The sequence below is a fragment of the Arthrobacter jinronghuae genome, from assembly GCF_025244825.1.
GTDB classification, from domain to species: Bacteria; Actinomycetota; Actinomycetes; order Actinomycetales; family Micrococcaceae; genus Arthrobacter_B; species Arthrobacter_B jinronghuae.
Genome location: NZ_CP104263.1, coordinates 817,291 through 836,046, shown reverse-complemented (window position 1 = coordinate 836,046; position 18,756 = coordinate 817,291). Strand labels below are relative to the sequence as shown.

At 65.0% G+C, this 18,756-nt stretch carries 17 protein-coding genes; 7 read left to right on the top strand and 10 right to left on the bottom strand.

Features of this window, described 5'->3' with window-relative positions; all coding sequences use genetic code 11:
* Positions 1-44: 44 nt before the first annotated feature.
* Positions 45-1,454, bottom strand: coding sequence for a vanillate/3-O-methylgallate O-demethylase (gene ligM, locus N2K98_RS03835; protein WP_255866089.1), 1,410 nt, complete (start codon positions 1,452-1,454; stop codon positions 45-47).
* Positions 1,455-1,475: 21 nt separating this feature from the next.
* Complete coding sequence (locus tag N2K98_RS03830; protein WP_255866088.1) at positions 1,476-2,963, bottom strand: aldehyde dehydrogenase family protein; 1,488 nt, start codon at positions 2,961-2,963, stop codon at positions 1,476-1,478.
* Between the two features lie 228 nt (positions 2,964-3,191).
* Between N2K98_RS03830 and N2K98_RS03825 the strand changes: the two genes are divergently transcribed.
* From N2K98_RS03825 to N2K98_RS03810, 4 genes are read left to right on the top strand one after another with little or no spacing between them, the layout of a single operon-like run.
* On the top strand, positions 3,192-4,082 hold the full coding sequence (locus tag N2K98_RS03825; protein ID WP_255866087.1) for an aldo/keto reductase: 891 nt from the start codon (positions 3,192-3,194) through the stop codon (positions 4,080-4,082).
* Between the two features lie 44 nt (positions 4,083-4,126).
* Positions 4,127-4,828 (top strand): type 1 glutamine amidotransferase domain-containing protein, encoded by a 702-nt coding sequence (locus tag N2K98_RS03820; RefSeq protein WP_255866086.1) that lies wholly within the window; start codon positions 4,127-4,129, stop codon positions 4,826-4,828.
* 3 nt (positions 4,829-4,831) lie between these two features.
* On the top strand, positions 4,832-5,677 hold the full coding sequence (locus N2K98_RS03815; RefSeq protein WP_255866085.1) for an SDR family oxidoreductase: 846 nt from the start codon (positions 4,832-4,834) through the stop codon (positions 5,675-5,677).
* Positions 5,678-5,711: 34 nt separating this feature from the next.
* Positions 5,712-7,025 carry a multidrug effflux MFS transporter gene (locus N2K98_RS03810; protein WP_255866084.1) on the top strand — a complete coding sequence of 438 codons (1,314 nt, stop codon included), beginning with the start codon at positions 5,712-5,714 and terminating at the stop codon, positions 7,023-7,025.
* Between the two features lie 53 nt (positions 7,026-7,078).
* On the opposite strand, the gene N2K98_RS03805 is transcribed toward N2K98_RS03810, so the two are convergent.
* The 7 genes from N2K98_RS03805 to N2K98_RS03775 form a co-directional block, all read right to left on the bottom strand.
* Complete coding sequence (locus tag N2K98_RS03805; RefSeq protein WP_255866083.1) at positions 7,079-7,534, bottom strand: DUF3817 domain-containing protein; 456 nt, start codon at positions 7,532-7,534, stop codon at positions 7,079-7,081.
* Positions 7,535-7,613: 79 nt separating this feature from the next.
* The gene (gene rbsK / locus N2K98_RS03800; RefSeq protein WP_255866082.1) at positions 7,614-8,522 is read right to left on the bottom strand and encodes a ribokinase; all 909 of its coding nucleotides are present in this window, start codon (positions 8,520-8,522) and stop codon (positions 7,614-7,616) included.
* A 5-nt stretch (positions 8,523-8,527) separates the two neighbouring features.
* Positions 8,528-9,550: an aldose 1-epimerase family protein gene (locus N2K98_RS03795; protein ID WP_255866081.1), complete on the bottom strand. Its 1,023-nt coding sequence runs from the start codon at positions 9,548-9,550 to the stop codon at positions 8,528-8,530.
* Positions 9,537-10,883, bottom strand: a complete 1,347-nt coding sequence (gene fucP / locus N2K98_RS03790; RefSeq protein ID WP_255866080.1) for an L-fucose:H+ symporter permease — start codon at positions 10,881-10,883, stop codon at positions 9,537-9,539. Before fucP ends, N2K98_RS03795 begins: the two co-directional genes overlap by 14 nt.
* A complete protein-coding gene (deoC, locus tag N2K98_RS03785; protein ID WP_255866079.1) occupies positions 10,883-11,539 on the bottom strand; it encodes a deoxyribose-phosphate aldolase in 657 nt (218 codons plus the stop codon). Before deoC ends, fucP begins: the two co-directional genes overlap by 1 nt.
* Before the next feature lie 91 nt (positions 11,540-11,630).
* Positions 11,631-12,587 carry a sugar-binding transcriptional regulator gene (locus N2K98_RS03780; protein ID WP_255866078.1) on the bottom strand — a complete coding sequence of 319 codons (957 nt, stop codon included), beginning with the start codon at positions 12,585-12,587 and terminating at the stop codon, positions 11,631-11,633.
* 112 nt (positions 12,588-12,699) lie between these two features.
* On the bottom strand, positions 12,700-13,602 hold the full coding sequence (locus N2K98_RS03775; protein WP_255866077.1) for a DUF5996 family protein: 903 nt from the start codon (positions 13,600-13,602) through the stop codon (positions 12,700-12,702).
* 197 nt (positions 13,603-13,799) lie between these two features.
* Between N2K98_RS03775 and N2K98_RS03770 the strand changes: the two genes are divergently transcribed.
* Both N2K98_RS03770 and N2K98_RS03765 read left to right on the top strand, forming a co-directional pair.
* Complete coding sequence (locus N2K98_RS03770) at positions 13,800-14,189, top strand: VOC family protein (RefSeq protein WP_255866076.1); 390 nt, start codon at positions 13,800-13,802, stop codon at positions 14,187-14,189.
* A 529-nt stretch (positions 14,190-14,718) separates the two neighbouring features.
* The gene (locus N2K98_RS03765; protein WP_255866075.1) at positions 14,719-16,194 is read left to right on the top strand and encodes an HNH endonuclease; all 1,476 of its coding nucleotides are present in this window, start codon (positions 14,719-14,721) and stop codon (positions 16,192-16,194) included.
* Positions 16,195-16,269: 75 nt separating this feature from the next.
* Here N2K98_RS03765 and N2K98_RS03760 read toward each other — a convergent pair whose 3' ends face one another.
* The gene (locus N2K98_RS03760; RefSeq protein ID WP_255798407.1) at positions 16,270-17,301 is read right to left on the bottom strand and encodes a LacI family DNA-binding transcriptional regulator; all 1,032 of its coding nucleotides are present in this window, start codon (positions 17,299-17,301) and stop codon (positions 16,270-16,272) included.
* 140 nt (positions 17,302-17,441) lie between these two features.
* Here N2K98_RS03760 and N2K98_RS03755 point away from each other — a divergent pair, with 140 nt between their 5' ends.
* Positions 17,442-18,749, top strand: a complete 1,308-nt coding sequence (locus N2K98_RS03755) for an ABC transporter substrate-binding protein (protein WP_255798406.1) — start codon at positions 17,442-17,444, stop codon at positions 18,747-18,749.
* Positions 18,750-18,756: the final 7 nt, after the last annotated feature.

Here is an 18,756-nt window from a genome sequence, read left to right as displayed (position 1 = left end):
GACTGCAGCTGACCGTCGAACCGGTACCGGTTAAGTCGAACCGGCTAAAGGGCCGCCGCTTTCCGCCACCCGCCGTCCGTGTACGTTCTGCGGACAACTTCGGAGTACGGCACCGGACTGACGTCCACGCCGACGTTGTATTGCCGGTGCGGTTCCACCGAGGATTTCCGGGTACCGCCGTCCGGTTCGCCCCAGACCACCGACAGCCGCGATCCGATCTCCACGTCCGGGTTCACCACGGCCAGCGAAAGCGGACGCTTCTCATTCCAGCTGTAACCGGTGAACATGGAAATGCCCACCATCCGGCCCGAGTCGTCCAAAACCGTGTCGAAATTAGAGGCACCGTAGTTGGCATTGGGCAGGTCGAAGAACTTGAAGGGCAGTTCCTCTTGTTGGTACATGGAGGCGTGAATGGTTGCTACGTCATCGCCGTCCCAGGCCAGCGTGACCTTCCGGCGCTGGGCCTGCGGGTCCATGGCCTGCAACGCATCCCGGCCGATGAAGTCATGGTCGAACTTGATAAAGGACCCGTAGCCCAGTTCCCAGGGGGTGGTGTAGTACTCCTCGACCGAGTCCGGCACATAGGACCCGGCCACGGCGGAGTTGGCTTCGAAGCTGTCTGCACCCAGCCACCGGCGATAGCCTGCCAGCTCCTCCCCGCTGTAGATCCCGGGCAGGGGTGACGGGATCCACCCGGATTCCAGGGTGTTGCAGGAGTAGGCCCGCGCACCGGCAGGCTCAAGTCCGAACTCCGCGCCGGCTGCGAGGATGGAGTCCCGGATCCGGTCGTAATCCTCGTACGGGCCCCAGAGCTCCAGTCCGGGTGCTCCCGCCATGCCGTGGCGCAGGGTCCGTACCCGGGTTCCGCCCACGGACATGGAGCCCATGGAGAAAAACTTCAGCTGCTCCAGCGGGCCGCCGTTCACTTTCTCAATGACGTCCCAGGCGCGCGGTCCCTGGATCTGCAGCCGCCAGTTGTCCCTGAACACGGGCTTGCCCATGGGGCGCGACGGCGAGCGCCGGTCGGTCCTCAGCTCGACGTCGTATCCCCCTTGCTCCGCGTTGTAGAGCAGCCAGTTCACAGCAGGTGAGCGGCCGACAAAAACGAACTCCTCCTCGGCTTCCCGAAACAGGATCCCGTCCCCGATGACGTGTCCGTAGGGGGTGACGGGAACATATTGCTTGGCGCGGCTGACGGGAAAGTCCTTCATCGAGTTGATGGCGGTGTCGGACATCAGCTGCAGGGCTCCCGGCCCGGAAATGGTCAGGTTGTCCATGTGGTGGGACTGGTCAAACAGCACTGCCGATTCGCGCCAGGCCCTCACCTCGTTGCGCCAGTTGGTGAACTCGGCAGCGACGACCGGGTAGACATAAGCGCCCACCTGGACGTTGCGCAGATACTCCACGGTGTTTCCGGACGCGTCCAGAACCTCCTGCAGGGAATTCGGGGACATCTTCGGTTCCTTTCGCGAACGTCAGTGCGCAGCGGCGGCTGCAGCCTCGTCAAGGTGGGCAATGGATCGGGTGTCCTGGAAAGCCCGGACGCCCTGGATTCCCTGTTCGCGGCCCATGCCGGACTGCTTCATGCCGCCGAACGGGGCACGAAGGTCCAATCGGGTTGCTCCGTGGTCGTTGACCCACACGTAGCCGCAAACCAGGCGCGAACCGACCGCGTTGGCCCTGGCAGGGTCCTCGGTCCAGACCGAGCCGCAGAGCCCGGCCCAGCTGTCGTTCGCCCAGGCAATGGCTTCGTCCTCGGAATCAAACGGAATGATCGGGATCACGGGCCCGAACTGCTCCTCGGTGACCACACGCAGTTCCGGCGGCGGATCAAGGACCAGTGCCGGGCGCAGGAAGTTGCCGTCCCGCAGGTCCGGACCCTCGGGCAGGGTGCCGAACCGGCGGACCTCGGCGCCGGCACCCTCTGCCTCCTGGATGAGGTCTTCGACGAAGGCTTTCTGCGCCGGGGAATGCAGCGGCCCCATGGTTGTACCTTCGTCGAGGCCGTAGCCGATGACAGCGTTTTCCAGCCGGGCGGACAGTCCCTGCACCAGTTCCTCCATGCGGGACCGGTGAACGTAGATCCGCTTGGCGTTCATGCAGATTTGGCCCGTTGTATCGAAGACAGCGGCATGGAGCCGGTCCAGCCGGGTGTCGTCCAGCAGGGCATCGTCAAGGATGATGGCCGCATCGTTTCCCCCGAGCTCGAGGGTGACCCGGGTCAGGGACCCGGAAGCCATTTCCATGATGCGTTTGCCGCCGTTGACGCTGCCGGTGAAGCAGACCTTGGCCACGTCGTCGTTCCGGATCAGGCCGGACATGTCGCTGTCCCGGCCGGTGACCACGTTCAGCACTCCCGGCGGCAGTTTCTCGGCAACGCGCTGCACAATCCGGGTGGTTGCCAGCGGCGCGGTGGGCGGCGGTTTGACGATGGCGGTGTTCCCGGCCAGCAGGGCGTGGGGCAGGGACGCGCCGAGGATTGCGACCGGCCAGTTGAAGGGCACAATCACCGTGACCACGCCCAGCGGCTGGTAGGACACGGTGGTGGTCACGGGGATGCCCGGCGCCGGTTCGAGGATCCCGTCCTGGTCCACCTGATCAGCCAGGGACAGGGCAAGCTGCCAGCGGAGCTCGAAAACGAGGGCGTCCACCCAGCTCTCCATAACGATCTTGCCGTTTTCACGGGACAGGATGGCTGCGTCCTCATCCCGCAGGTCGGCGATGCCCGCAATTGCGTCGGCCATCCGTGCCGCCCGTTCCTGCGCCGACAGTGCGGACCAGGGGGGAAAGGCAGCCTTAGCGGCACCGACGGCGTCCGCCACGTCCTCCGGCGACGCAGCCGCTGCGTGGCCCGCCACCTGCCCGGGCCGGCCAGGATCGGCGACCGCCAGGGTTGCCTGCGTCCTCCGGGACTCGCCGTTGATGTACAGCCCGGTCACCACCTGGGCGGATGTCTTTGTCATCGCCAACACCTCTCTGTGTTTGCTGCAGGGGTTGCTGCTGCGGTATCCGCAGGCGGAAGCTTCGAATGCCCTGCCACGGTGGGTACAAGGTAGCCCACCCCGGGAGTCCGGACAACAGGGTCCGGAAGGCCGCCTTCCGGGCCCCGGCTGCCCGAGCAGCACCGGCCGCGGGCCCCGAACTAAGGCTGCTGAGGAATAAACCCGGCGACGGGCCTTGTTGACGCCTGTATGACTGATACGACGGAAAACTCTCCCGCCCTGTCCCCCACCATTGACCTCAAGGATCTCGGCACCGTACACCGCCTGGGCTTCGGGGCCATGCGGATTGTGGGACCCGGTATCTGGGGCGAGCCGGAAAGCCGCGGAACCGCCGTCGACGTGGTCCGCCGCGCCGTCGAGCTGGGTGTCGACTTCATCGACACCGCCGACTCCTACGGACCGAACATCAGCGAAGAAATCATCGCCGAAGCGCTGTACCCCTACCCGGACGGCGTCCGTATTGCCACCAAGGTCGGCTTCGTCCGTACCGGCCCGGACGTCTGGGTACCGGTGGGCCGCCCCGAATACCTGCGCCAGCAGACCGCACTTTCGCTGCGCAAGCTGAAGGTCGATTCCCTCGACCTGCTGCAATTGCACCGCATTGACCCCAAGGTCGATCCCGAAGAGCAGTTCGCCGTGCTGCGCGACCTCCAGCAGGAGGGCAAGGTGAAGGCACTCGGCCTGTCCCAGGTCTCCGTTGCCGAACTGGAAGCCGCATCGAAGTTCTTCACCGTCTCCACCGTGCAGAACCGCTACAACCTCACCGACCGTTCCTCCGAGGACGTGCTGAAGTACGCCGAGGACAACGGCATCGGCTTCATCCCGTGGGCCCCGATCTCCGCCGGCGAACTGGCCCAGCCGGGCGGCCCCGTGGACGAAGCCGCCAAGCGCTTGAATGCCAGCACCTCGCAGGTTGCCCTGGCCTGGCTGCTGCGCCGCTCCCCGGTCATGATGCCGATCCCGGGCACCGGCTCCATCGGCCACCTCGAGGACAACCTGGGTGCCGCAGACATCTCACTCGACGACGCCACCTTCGCTGAGCTGGACGCCGCCGGCGCCGCCGCAGCACCGGCCAAGTAACAACACTTTCCGCTTTTCCCGCCAAGCAAAGGAAAAAAGAACGCATGGCAAATATCCTGATGGTTGTATCCGCAGCAGACTCCCTCACCATGAAGGACGGCAGCGAACACCCCACCGGCTACTGGGCCGAGGAACTGGTGGAATCCCACCGGGTGCTGCGCGAAGCCGGACACACAGTCCGCGTCGCCACCCCCGGAGGCGTGAAGCCCACCGTGGATCAGGTGTCCCTGGCACCCGAGTCCGCCGGCAGCCCGGAAAAGGCCGCTGCCTTCACCCAGTACATCGCGTACATTGACGCCGAGCTCTCCTCGCCGCTGGTGCTCGCCGATGCAGACGCGTCAGAGTACGACGCCGTGGTGATGCCGGGCGGGCACGGTCCCATGGCGGACCTGGCGTTCGACAAGGACATGGGCCGGATCCTCATTGAGGCGGACGCCGCGGGCAAGATCATTGCCCCGTTCTGCCACGGCCCGGCCGGCCTGCTGGCCGCCGAAACCGCGGACGGCGAGTTCATCTTCTCCGGCCGCAAGCTCACCGTCTTCACGGACGAGGAGGAGCTTAACGGCGGCACTGGCGAGAACACCCCCTGGTTCGTGGAGGAAGTGCTCCGGAACAAGGGTGCCGTGGTTGAAACCGGTCCCGCCTGGACCAGCTACGTGGTCCGCGACCGGAACCTGATCTCGGGCCAGAACCCCCAGTCCAGCGAGGATGTGGCCAAAGCCGTCATCTCCGCCCTGGCTGAGTAGAACATGACGGTCTTGATCGCCGGCTGCGGCGATCTGGGCACGGAGGCCGGCCTGCGGTTTGCTGCGGCCGGCTTTTCCGTGCTCGGATGGCGGCGCTCCCCGGAGAAACTGCCGAAGCAAATCGCCGGACAGGCGGTAGACCTGACCGGCGACCTGCCGCGCATTCCTGCGGACACCGACGTCGTCGTTATTGCGGTGGCCGCCGATCAGCGGACCGAGGAGGCCTACCGTGCCGCCTACGTCACCGGCACCGCCAACGTCCTGGACGCGCTTGAGCGCGACGGCGTGGAGCCGCGTCGCATCCTGTTCGTTTCCTCCACGGCGGTGTACGGCGATGCCGACGGCGGCGAGGTGGACGAGGAAACCCCGGCCCGCCCGGCGTCGGCCACCGGTGCCGTCATCCTCGAGGCGGAGCAGCTGCTGCACAACCGCCGCCCCGATGCGGTGGTGCTGCGGCTGTCCGGCATCTACGGGCCGGGACGCACCCGGCTGATCGATTCCGTGAACGCCGGAACCGCCGTCGTACCCGCCGGAACCCAGCTGACCAACCGCATCCACCGGGACGACGCCGCCGCGGCCATCGTGCACCTGACCACCCGGGTTTCCCCTCCCGCGCCGCTGTATGTTGGAGTGGATATGGAGCCGGTGGAGCTGGCTGAGGTGCTCGGTTTCCTGGCTGCCGAGCTCGGCCGCGGACTCCCGCCGGCGGGCGACACGTCCAGCAGCCGCGGCGGCAACCACAGGCTGAGCAACCGGCGTCTGCGCGCAACCGGATTCGAATTCGCCTACCCCACGTACCGGGAAGGCTACCGCGCCGTGCTGGCCGGTGCCGGCGTACGCCACCCCTAGAATTTAGAAACAAACAACCGCACCAGGAGTGCCTGTGAGCGATACCCCGCCCGAAACCGGAACACGAAACCGCACTGCGACCCGCACGAGCATCAAGTACATCCTGATGCTCGGCGCCCTGGCCGCCCTTCCGGCAGTGACCACCGACATGTACCTGCCGGCCCTGCCGGAGGTGGCCGAGGACCTGCACACCAGCGCCGCCGCCGCGCAGTTCACGCTCTCCGGCACCCTGCTCGGCGCCGCCGTCGGGCAGTTGGTCATCGGACCGTTCTCCGACCGCTTCGGCCGGCGGCTGCCGCTGATCATCGGCATTGCCCTGCATGTGGTGGTTTCGCTGCTGTGCTTCCTGGCGCCCAACATCGGCGCGCTGATTGTGCTGCGCCTGCTGCAGGGCTTCTTCAACGCCGCCGCCGGCGTGGTGGCCCTGGCCGTGGTCCGCGACCGGTTCACCGGCTCCTCCGCCGCCGCGATGCTTTCCCGGCTGATGCTGATCATCGGCCTGGCACCGCTGCTGGCACCCAGCATCGGGCAGGCCGTTTCCGGGCTCTGGAACTGGCGGGCGGTGTTCCTGGCCCTGGCGCTGATCGGCGTGGTCCTCGGAGCGATCGTGCTGAAGTGGATGCCCGAAACGCTGCCGCCGGAACGGCGCCGGACCAAGGGCAGCGCCAGTACCTTCAGCGGCTTCCGGGTCCTGCTGAAGGACCGGCAGTTCCTGGCCCTGGCCACCATTCCCGGCCTGGGCATGGCCGTGATCATGAGTTACGTGGTGGGCTCGCCGTTCGTCTTCCAGGATGAGTACGGACTCAGCCCGGCACAGTACGCCGCGGTGTTCGCGATCAACGGCGTCGGTATGGTCATTTCCGCACAGCTCAATGCCTGGCTCGTGGGCCGCTACTCCCCCATGGGGATCCTGCGGCTGGCCGTCATCCTGCTGCTGGGGCTGACCGTCCTGCTGCCGGTGATTGTGCTGACCGGTCTCGGCGGCGTCGCCGGCCTGACCGCCGGACTGTGGCTGGTCCTGGCCATGCACGGCTTCATCGCCTCGAACTCGTCCGTGCTGGCCCTGAACGACTACGGGCACATGGCCGGCAGCGCCGCGGCACTGATCGGTGCCCTGCAGGTGGGCCTGGCCGGGATCATCAGCCCGCTGGTCGGCATTCTCGGCGGCGGAGCAATGGCCATGGTTTCGGTCATCATCGGCTGTGCCGTCCTGATTGTCCTGATCCTGGCCACGGCGACGACGGCGTACCGCGGCGGCGGCTCCAACCGTCCGGGCCGGCGTCGGCTGCGTCGCAGTGCCGCGCCGAGCTCCGGCGGGTCCGCCGCCCCGCTCGCGGCCGAGTCCTAGCGGTTACCGTTCGGGATCCTTACCCCTTCGGGATGCTTACCCCTTAGGGACGCTTACCCCTTAGGGACGGGCGGGCCGAGGTAGAGCAGGACGGTGAAGACCACAGCCACGGCGACCAGGGCCACAATCCCGGCCGCGATCGGCCGGCGCAGCACGAGGGCGGCGATCCGGTCCACGCCGTTGGTGGGCTCTTCACCTCCGGGGGCCATCCGCCAGCCGCCGTTCAGCATGCCGCGGCGGTCCACCGACTTCTCGAAGGGAATGGTGGCCCACGGGATTACTGTGGTGGCCAGGCCGAGGATGCCGGTGCGTGCCGGCCATTTCTGGTTGGCCCAGACAAAGAGGGTGACCACGCCGTAGGCCAGGAAAACGAAGCCGTGCAGGCCGCCGAAGATCGGCGTCAGGGCCTCAAAATCCAGCACGTACTTGGCGAACATGCCGATCAGGAGCAGGGTCCAGGTTACGGCTTCGGCCAGGGCGAGGGTGCGGAACAGTTTGCGGGGTGACATGGAGGGATCCACCTTCAAATCGGGTTTACCAACAGTATGTCAGCATGCCCCGGGTTCAGGCGAATCCCCCCACCGCTCCTTAGGCGCCCGTTTTTTCGAACTGCTCGCGCGTGGCGTAGGAGGTCTGGGTGCCGCGCCGGGTGACGGAATCCGCAGCGTAGGCATTGGCCGTGGCCAACGACGCAGGGACGTCTCCCGATTCCACCAGGCAGTGGCTGAAGCAGCCGATGAACGCATCGCCGGCGCCCGTTGTATCAAGCGCGGGGACGGCCCGGCCTTCAACCAGGACAGGTCCGGCGGCCGAGAGCCACAGGACCCCGCGCGAGCCCATGGTCACAATGATGTTCTTGACGCCGTGGTCCAGGATGGTTCCGGCCGCGGCCTGCACCTGGTCAAGGGTTTCCACCGGCATGCCGGTGAGCAGGGCTAGCTCGGTTTCGTTGGGTACAAAGTAGTCGCACTTTGCCACCTGGGCAAAGTCCAGCTCCGGCGTGGCCGGAGCGGGGTTCAGCAGGACGGGAATGCCGTGCCGGTTGCCGAAGTCGATGGCCGCATAAACCGTCTCGAGGTTGACCTCCAGCTGCAGCACGATCAGGGAGCACTGGGCGATCGCCTCGGCTGCATCCTCGATGTCCGCCGGTGTCAGGAAGGCGTTGGCACCCTTGGCGATGACTATCGAGTTGCGTGAGTTGTCATCCACGAAGATGGGCGCGACACCGCTGGTGGCTTCGGTCTCCAGGACGTAGGTGGTGTCGATGCCGTTGGCCTCGAAGTTGCGCCGAGTGGTTTCGCCAAACGCGTCATTGCCGATCCGGGTAAGCATCAGGACCGAGGAGCCCATGCGGGCGGCAGCCATGGCCTGGTTGGCTCCCTTGCCGCCGCAGCCCATCTCGAAGTCCCAGGCCTCGACCGTCTCGCCTTCGTCCGGCATGCGGCTGAGATAGGACACCAGGTCCACCATGTTTGAGCCGATTACTGCAATATCCAACGGGCTTACGCCTCCTCTGTAATGCCGGTACTGACGTGGAAGGAGCGGGACGCTCCAGGTGCCAGTTCAATCAACGTTCCCGCTGCCTTCGCGGCGAGGAATCCTTCGGGCCGGGAGGTACCGGGCAGGACAAATGACGCCACCCGCTGATCCGGGTTGTGCAGCAGCCACCGGGTGGCCACCGGGAAGTCGGCACTGGAGAAGCGGGTGCAGAAAGTAATGCCGTCGGTGCGTTCGAGCCGGAACTCCAGGTCCTGCCCGTACGCGGGCAGGTCATCGGCGAGGAACACGATCTCCGGGTCATACCCCTGGGCAGCATCCAGCACGTCCGCGGCTACCTGCCCGCTGCGGATGGCCTCGTTCAGGACCGTCCACTCAGGCGTCGGGAAGACGTGCGCCGGCACGGTCCCGCGCAGCGCGAACGCGCCGTCGGGCAGAGACTGCGTCATCCGCGCCCCGTCCGAGTAGGCGTAGTTCATGTGGCACATGTACTGCAGCGGCATGGTGCGTACTGCGGACAGGTTGGTCACGGACAGGTCGATGTCGAACATGGCCGAACCGGCCCGGAGGCGGACGGCGGGAACTGCCTCGTAGTGGTCACCGAATCCCTTGACGAATTCGTGGCGTCCGGAGACGGCCACGGAGTCAGTGTCGATTTCGAGCCAGGCTTCGTCGAAGACCGCGCACGGGAACTCCCCGTGCAGCGGGTGGTTATCCTCCGGCGACGGGCAACCGGCGGCGAGCAGTCCGGAGTGGAAGGCGAAGCAGCCGTAGGTGTCCTCGATCAGAGTGGCGGGATAGGGCTGCCGGAAGGGCGAATCCATCCGCAGGCTCACGCCGTCGAACTCCGCATCCCAGACCATCTGCCCCAGGAACGGCAGGACTTCCACCCGGCCGCGGGAGTTGGCCACGGTGACGGACTCGACGCCGGAGGGGTACCGGATACCCGTGACCGTGAATTCGTCCGATTCGGCCATGGTTACCGGGACCGCGGAGAAAGCGGACCGGGCCAGGTTAATGCGAAACATACTCGGCTTCCTTTTCCGTGCTGATGGTGCGCCCGGTTATCCGACGCAGACGGCCGAAGTGCAGCAGGACCACCAGGAAGCAGACCACGGACACAATGAAGGAGAACTGCAGGGAGCCGGAAGCATCCGAGACCAGGCCCTGGACCACGGGGATGACTGCTCCGCCGACAATGGCCATCACCAGCACGGCGCCGCCGGTTTCCTGGTGGCGCTTGTCCGTGATGGTGTCCAGCGTGCGGCCGAAGATGGTGGCCCAGCAGGGACCGAAGAGACCTGAGACCAGCACTGCGGCCCAGACCGCGGTGATGTTCGGAACCAGCATGACGTACACCAGGGCCAGGCTGCCGAGGGCGGCAAAGCCCATCAGGACGGCGTTGACGTCAAAGCGGGCAATCAGGAAGTTGGCGACGACCTTGCCGAGGAAGAAGGCGGCAAAGGCGAACACCATGTAGTTGGTGGCATCGCGTTCGTTGATGGAATCATCCAGGTTCAGTGCCAGCCGGATGGTGAAGGACCACACCGCGGTCTGCATACCCACGTACATGAACTGGGCGAAGATGCCGCGCAGGAATTCCTTGTTGCGGGCCAGGTAGGCCAGGGTCTCCCCCACGCGGGCAGTGGCCAGATGCGTCCGGTCACCCAGCGGCTTGCAGTGCGGGAACTTGGTCAGCGCCACCACGATGAAGACCACCACCAGGATCATGATGATGTAGCGGTACGGCAGCAGGGTCCGCTGCAGCATTTCGGCGCTGAAGGCTGTTTTCTCCTCCATGGTCATGCCGGCCATCTGCGCGTCCAGGGTGTCGCCGTCGGTAAAGACAAGGTACTTGCCCAGCAGGATGCCCAGGATGGAGCCCAGCGGCGTGAAGGTCTGGGAGATGTTGAGCCGGAGCGTGGAGGTGGGCTTCGGGCCAAGCATGGTGGAGTACGTGTTGCCGGCCGTTTCCAGGAAGCTCAGGCCGATGGCGATGGCGAACAGCGCCACCAGGAACATGCTGTAAGTGGCCATGTGCGAGGCGGGGAAGAATGCCGCGCAGCCGACGATGTAGACGCCGAGGCCGATCAGGATGCCGGTCTTGTACGTGAACCGGCGGATGATGCGGGAGGCGGGAATCGCGATGACGAAGTAGCCGCCGTAGAACGCCGACTGGACGAAGGCGGTGGCCAGGTCCGAAAGGGTGAACACGGACTTGAACTGCGTGATGAGGATGTCGTTCAGGCTTGCCGCGGCGCCCCACAGGGGGAAGCACAGGGAGATCAAGAGGAACTGGAACCACGGGATACGGCTGAGGTAGCCGTCCGGCTGCTGGACGGCTGACGTCTTGAAGAGCATTAGATGGTGCTCCCCGCCAGGATGGCTGCGCCGGCGGAGGCTCCGATGCGGCTGGCACCGGCTTCCACCATCCGGGCGAGATCCTCGGGCGTGCGGACACCGCCGGAGGCCTTGACTCCAAGGTCGGGTCCCACTGTTTCCCGCATCAGCTGTACGGCTTCGACGGTGGCGCCGTGCTTGGAGAAGCCGGTGGAAGTCTTGACGAAGTCCGCGCCCGCAGCCACGGAGCGGCGCGAGGCTTCCGCGGTCTGTTCGGCAGTCAGCAGGCAGGTCTCGAGGATGACCTTGACCAGGGCCTGGGATCCGGCGGCGTCGACGACGGCGCGGATTTCCGCTTCAATGTCATCCCACTGGCCGGCGAGTGCCCAGCCGATGTTGATGACCATGTCCACCTCGTGCGCACCGTTGGTGACGGCGTCGGTGGTTTCGAAAACCTTTACGGCCGTGGTGGATGCGCCGAGCGGGAAGCCGACGACGGTGCACACACCGACCGGGGTTCCTTCTACGGCACGGCGGGCCCGGCTGACCCAGGCCGGGTTGACGCAGACCGTCTTGAACCCGTGTTCAACGGCCTCCTGGACCAGGGTGTCGATCTGCGTGGCTGTTGCCGTCGGGGCAAGCAGGGTGTGATCGATGAGTTGCGAAATCTTCGACATGTGAGCCTCCTCATTGAGGGTTTTCACTCACTGTAGAAGTGGCTCGGAACACATGTCAAACCAACTATTGACATATTTTCCGCAATTTCGACTAGGACGCAGCGCGCTGCCTGGTCATCCGCAGTACCTGCCGGGCGGTGTCCTGATCGATCACCAGATGGGTCGCATATCCGGAACGCAGTGCGGCTTCGATAGCCGTTGCCTTGTGCTCGCCGCCGGCGACCATGAGGCGGGTGGGCACCCTGCGCAGGTCCTGCAGAGTGATGCCGACCGTCCGCTCATCCAGCTGCGGGACGCAGGGGTTCCCGTCGTCGTCGAAAAAGCGGGAGCAGATATCCCCGACGGCGTGCGCAGCAATGCCGGCCTCCTCCGTCTCGCTGAGGTAGCCAAGATTGAACAGCATGGCGTCAGGACGGATTGCACCCACGGTGAAGACCGCGACGTCGGACTCCCGGCCCATCTCGATGACCCGCCGGATGTGCTCCTCCCTCTCCACGAGCCGCTTGACCTCCACGCTGTCGAAAATCACCGGCAGCGGCAGGGTCCGGGCAAACGCACCGAAGGCATTGCAGAACAGGGTGATGGTCTCGAAGTCGTTGGTGGCTCGGGTGGTGTAGGACACCCCGCCCTTGAGCTGGATGATTTCCACCCCGCGGCGCTCCTGGCGCTGAAGGTTCCGCGCCACGGCGTACATCGTCTGGCCCCAGGTGACACCCACCGAGTCGCCGTCACGGACATTCTCGGCCAGCAGTGCCGCGCCTACCTTGCCGAGCTCCCCCACCAGGTCTTCGGGTCCGCTCTCCGGCACGACGGCGAGGCGGACGGCGGAGAGGCCGAAGGCCTTGCACAGCTCCGTAGCCAGCGAGGATTCCTGCTCCCGCGGGTCATGGATCTGGATGGAGACGTACCCTCGGTCCTTGCCGTGCTGGATGAGCTTGGAAACAGTCGGACGCGACAGCCCTAGCCGCTGGGCAACCTCGCCCTGCGAAAGTCCGGTTCCGTAGTAGAGCTTGACCGCGTCAAGCGCCTGTTCATCCCGCGCGTCCATCGTTTCCCCCTTGTCGGGCACCCTCGCCAATGAGGTAGCTCACAGGTGATTGTTCCATCTCCGGCAGTATGTTGCGTCACTAGCCGCAGATCCAACCGACGCCGACCTGCCGTCAGTAGGTCAGCGGTTCGGTGATCCAGTCGATGTCGTCCCACGGATCCAGCCGCTGCACTATGTCGAAACTCGTGCGGCAGAAGTCCACCACGGCCTGCTGTGGATCGTCATAGGAGAAGGCGTCCTTGAGCGTAAAGATGAATTCGCTGGATCGGGTGAGGAATTGTGCCTTTGCCGGAGCCAGCATGGTGCCGTAGCTGCCGATGTTGGAGAGGAACGGATAGGGCATCACGTAGAACGCGGGATCCGTGGAGGACGGGTCACCGGGCCAGAAGCCGAACTCGCAGAACCGCTCGTCAAAGCAGTTCACGGCAATAACTCCGTTTCCCGGGTACGGCTCCGATTGGCCGCTGAAGATGGTTCCGGAAAGGTCCATGGTGCCGAACCAGTACGACGGCGCGAAGACCTTTCCGCGCACCGGTCCGAGGAACTGTTCAAGGCTTCGATGGGCGAAGTGCAGGTTGTCGAGGAAGAGCTCCACCGCATGTTTGTCATACGTGGAGTGCTTGGTATCGGCGTCGAAAGGCACCGGATCGTAGAATTCCTGCGGGTCGGTGTTGATGGAGGTGGGCGCCTCGATGAATTCCAGCGCCCCCATCAACTGGCGGTAGAAGTCCGCCACACTGAGGCCGTCGCTGAGTTCGATCCGGGTGCGGATGTAGTTGGTGTTCTGCACATCCACATGATGCTGGCGCAGGTTGAAGTAAATCTCAAAGTTCGTATCCGGTCCCGGCATGATGCCGGTCCCGATGCCCTGGACGGTGAGGGGCATCCGCACGTGGCCCCATTCCGGTTCGGGGTAGCTGCGTTCCAGTTTCACCTTGCCCGCCACCTGCAGGTAGAGGTGCAGGGTGTCGGCGGTGGCCTGCCAGTCCGGGTAGTTCAGGAAGTTCTTGTCCATGGGAAGCACCTTCGGTTGGTGGCTCGGTGGCGGGGGCTCGGTGGCTCGGTGGCGGGGGCTCGATGGCTCGGCTGGCGGGGGCTCGGTGGCTCGGCAAACGTGCTGCTCCCAGTCTGAAACCGGCCCCGGAACCGGTCAACGGCGCCCTCTGGCACAATCAGTTTCGTTACTGCAATCAGTCGAGACTCGGGGGATTCATGCGGCTGCACCATGTACAGGTTTCAATACCCAAGGACGGGGAGGACCAGGCCCGGCAGTTTTACGGTGCGGCACTGGGACTGACTGAGGTGGACAAGCCGCCGTCGCTCGCCGGCCGGGGCGGCTGCTGGTTCCGGACATTCGACGGCGATGACGTCGTGGCGGAGATTCATCTAGGAGTGGACTCCCCCTTTGTTCCTGCCAAGAAGGCGCACCCGGCCCTGCTGCTGGATTCGGCTAAGGAGCTCGAGGAGTTGGGTGCCCGGATTTCAACGCGAGGCTTCGAGGTCTCCTGGACTGACCGGTACACCTTCGAGGGTTACGAGCGGTTCCACTGCAAGGACCCGTTCGGAAACCGGGTGGAAACCCTTTCACTGCCTGCGGGCTGATGGCGTCGGGTCGCCGTCGGGTGGTCCGGCGGTTCAGACGCAGGCAGCCAGCGGCTCTCTCCGGTGGATCGGTCCCGCTGACCTTAGCCATGATCAGGTGATCCGTCGAACCTGGGTGCTGAGATATCGGTGCCGAGGCGTTGAGGGCTCCCCCGGCCGTCACTTTTCAGAGCCAGGTTCCCGGGGGTAGGTAGTGCTGCAGAAAAGACAGGTATTTTTGATTTCCGGGGAAGCCATTTAGGGGCTGGTTTGGGCCCGGAAATGTCAGTGCCGGATGAAATCCTGAGGTATGGATCAGCTCGGGAATACCGAACCGACAACCGAAGAGCCAGGCACTAAAGACCAGCAGCCGGGAGGGCAGCCTGGTGAAGCAAATGCGCCCCGCTCTTCGATAACTTTGTCCGTATACCGGGCGCAACTTGCGGCGCGAGCGTCTGCCGGGGTCGCTGGCGAGGGGGCCTCCGTCTCCGCGGATTCCGGCGCCGATCCTGTTGAGGCCTACCCGGACGGCTTCACCGGTACCCTTGCGTTGCAGAACCTTGAAGCCTTCGACGAAGCCATGGTTGGTGAGGCCTTGGTCCGGGTGGAGCATTTGATTTCCTGGGGGCAGGCCCAGCGGGCCCGCCTTTTGAACCGGATGGAGCAAATCTTCCGGGACAACTTCTTCGACCCGTCGGAGCGGGATAAACCCGGGATCGCTTTCAGCCTCGCGGCGGCCGAAGGTGCAGCCATTCTGAATGTTCCGCAGGTGACCGGTCAGCGGCTGCTAAGCGAGGCCGGCCAGCTGTGCGGCACCCATACCGCCACCCTTTCCGGCTTGGAAGAGGGACGGTTTTCGTACCAGCATGCGCAGGTGGTCCTGGAACAGTGCCAGAACGTTCCCGCCTCGAAACTGCCAGCGTTCGAGGCGGACCTGTTGAAGGCGGCGGAGGGTCAGACGCGGGCGCAGTTCTCGGCCAAGGCCCGGCGGCTGCGCGAAAAGAAGTTCCCAGAGACCGTCAGCAAACGGCACCTGACCGCTTTCGAGCAGCGCATGGTCACCCTGGACCGGGAAGAGGACGGCATGTCCTGCCTCTCAGCCCACCTCCGGGCCGCGGAAGCGCAGCAGATCTATACCGCTCTCAGTACCGCCGCGCGGGGTGAACAGTCTGCCGGGGATTCCCGGACCACGGATCAACTGCGTGCGGATATTCTGTCGCAGCTGCTGATGGGCGGCAGCCGGGGACTTTTCGCGACGGCCGGAACCCGAGGCGAAGCCGGAACCCGATACGCGACCGGAGTCCGACCCGGCACCGGCCACACCGGCCACACCGGCAATGACAATGGCGCAGCCACCCGGTACGAGGGAAACCTCGGTTTTGACGGCGGCCCGGAAGGCAGCCCCAATATGGAAGGCAACCCCGATATAGACGCCAGAGCGGGAGTGGGATCAGGACCGGACGAAGGGATCGTCCCTCGGACCGAGATCATGGTCCTGATCAGCGTCGAAACCCTTTTCGGAGCCGACGACCAGCCCGCCGAGCTGCACGGCTACGGCCCCATCAGCGCCGAAGAAGCCCGCAGGCTGGCCCGCAATGCTGTCGGCTGGACTGGACTGGCCCAAGACCCGCACACCGGAGAGATCCTAGGTGTGGGTAGACGGAGAAAGGTGCCGGCCGGGCTTCGCCGTTGGCTCCGCGCCCGGGACGGAACCTGTAGGTTCCCCGGTTGCCGGGTCAGCACCGCGAACGCGGACATCGACCACACCGTCGACTGGGCCCGCGGCGGTCCCACCGACCACGGAAACCTGGAACATCTGTGCCGCCGTCACCACCGGTTCAAGACCCTGGGCTACTGGAAAGCGTGCCAACCGGTGCCCGGGGTGATCGAGTGGGCTTCGCCTACCGGCCGGGTCTATCGCACCGAGCCGTTCCTGGAACTCGGACCACCACGTCCAGTGCCGGACCCGGACCGTGGGCGAACGGACCATGAACAATCCCAGCCGGAACAGGCACCACCGTTTTGAGGGGCGTGCAGATTGACGGGCGTGCAGAAAGCGTGCTTCCGAACCGGCGGGGGCGCGGGGCCGAGCGAACCGAACCTAGCCAGACGAACCCACGGCCGCAGGCACCCGAGCAGTGCTCTGCCGCACCACCAACGAGGTGGCCAAGTCCAGGCGCAGGTTGTTTGGCCGCTCCCCCTCGAACAACCGGACAGCCATCCGGGCAGCTTCCTCGGCCATCTCAATCAGCGGCTGATGCACCGTGGTCAGCGCAGGACTGGACCACTGCGCCACCTGCAGATCGTCGTACCCCACAATCGAAAGCTCGTCCGGGACGCTAATGCCCAGCTGCCGGGCGGCGTCGAGAACCCCCAGCGCCTGCAGGTCGCTGCCGGCAAAAATGGCAGTGGGACGGTCCGGAAGGCTAAGCAGTTCCAGAGCGTGGTCGCGGCCGCCGTCGACGTGGAAGTTTCCGTACCGGATCAGATCCCGGTCCAACGGCAGGGAGGCGTTGTTCAGCGCAGATCGGTAGCCGTCAATCCGCGCCAGCGAACACATCATGTCCTCCGGCCCCGTGATCGCAGCAATCCGGGTATGCCCCAGGTCGATCAGATGGCGGGTGGCCATCATGCCTCCGGACCAGTTTGCCGACCCGACTGACGGCACGTCCGGAGCCGGATCCCCCGCAGGATCGATGATCACAAACGGGATGGACCGCGCTTCGAGCTGCCGGCGCGAGTCCTGCGCCAGGTCGGAGAAAACCAGAACGACGCCGACCGGCCGGCGGGCGATCACACCTTCCACCCACTCGGGCGACGGCGCGTGCCGGGTACCGCTTTCCGTCAGGACCACGCTCAGGCCCTTCTCGCGGGCAATGTTTTCCACGCCGCGGATGATCTCCAGTGCCCAGGCGCTTTCGAGTTCGTGGAACACCAGTTCCAGCAGCCGCGACTTGGCCCCACCCTTACGGCGATAGCCGTGCTCCTCCAGCAACGCCTCGACTTTCGCCCGTGTTTTCCGCGAAACGTCCGTCCTCCCGTTGAGAACTTTCGAAACTGTCGAAAGTGAAACCTCGGCCTCGGACGCCAGGTCGGCCAGCGTGACCGGGTTCTGCGGCAGTGATGACTGCATAGGTAGTCCTTCGGGGTTCGAAGCAATGCGGGACAACAGTTTATTGGAAAAGTGTTGCGCATCACATTATGTGCATCTTATGCTGACGGCATCTAGTAACTTTCGACCAATATACCGAAACTTTCGGAAGGTGTTCAACGATGAACAAACCCTCGTCCCGGACCCCGGTCCTGGCTGCCGCCGGCATACTGGCGCTCAGCCTCACCCTGGCCGGCTGTGGAGGCGGCGACTCCGCTGCCTCGGACCGTCCCGAAAATGAGATCCATGTCCTCGTTTACGGAGACGCGAGCAACGACGTCGAATCCGCAATGGTCGAACGCTTCAATGAGACCTCCGACGTGAAGGTGGTGCTGGACACCATCCCCGGCGCCGAATACCAGCAGAAGCTGCAGACGGTCATGAGCACCGACGCAGCACCGGACATCTTCTTCAACTGGGGCGGAGGCAGTATCCAGGACTTCGTGGACGCAGACCTGCTGATGCCGCTGGATGACTTCATCGAGGAGGATCCGAAGCTCAAGGACGCCTTCCTTCCCTCGGTGTTCGACGTCGCCACGGTCGACGACACCCCGTACGGTGTGCCGATGCGCGGCACCCAGCCCGTGATGCTCTTCCACAACAAGGAAGTGCTCGCCTCGGCAGGCATCGAGGAAGCACCGCAGACCTGGGACGAACTGCTCGACGCCGTCGAGAAGCTCAAGGCTGCAGGCAAGACCCCGATCGCCCTCGGCGGCGGCGACGAATGGCCCACCCAGATGTGGTTCTCCTACGTCTATGACCGCGTAGCCGGACCGGAACTCTTCCAGTCCGCTATCGACGGCGACACCGACGTCTGGGATTCCGAAGAAAGCCGCGAATCGCTGGGCATGCTGCGCGAACTCGTGGACACCGGGGCGTTCGGCACCAACTTCCAGTCCGTGAAGTTCACCGACGGCGGCTCCCACACCCTGCTCTCCACCGGCCAGGCCGGCTTCGAACTGATGGGCTCCTGGGAGTACTCCACCATCCAGGACGTCAACCCCGAGTTCGCCGCCAGCGGTCTGGGCTGGAGCGAATTCCCCGAGATCGAGGGAGGCAAGGGAGATCCTGCCAACCTGGTCGGCAACACCAACAACTACTACTCCGTCCTCAAGGACACCCGCTACCCGGAAGCCGCACGCGACTTCCTGAAGCTGATGTACTCGGACGAATTTGTCCAGGAGCAGATGGCCATCGGCAACCTGCCCACCACCACCAGCACCGAGGGCTTCCTGGACCAGGCGACCAACCCGGACTACGCCCGCTTCCAGTTCGGACTGGTGCAGGATGCGCCTAACTTCCAGCTGTCCTGGGACCAGGCCTACCCGCCGGCCGCAACACCCACCATCCACAGTGCTGTTGCCGACTTCTTCGCCGGAAGCATCGACGAAGACGGCTTCATTGAAGCCATGCAGTCGTTGAAGAAATAGCCGGACC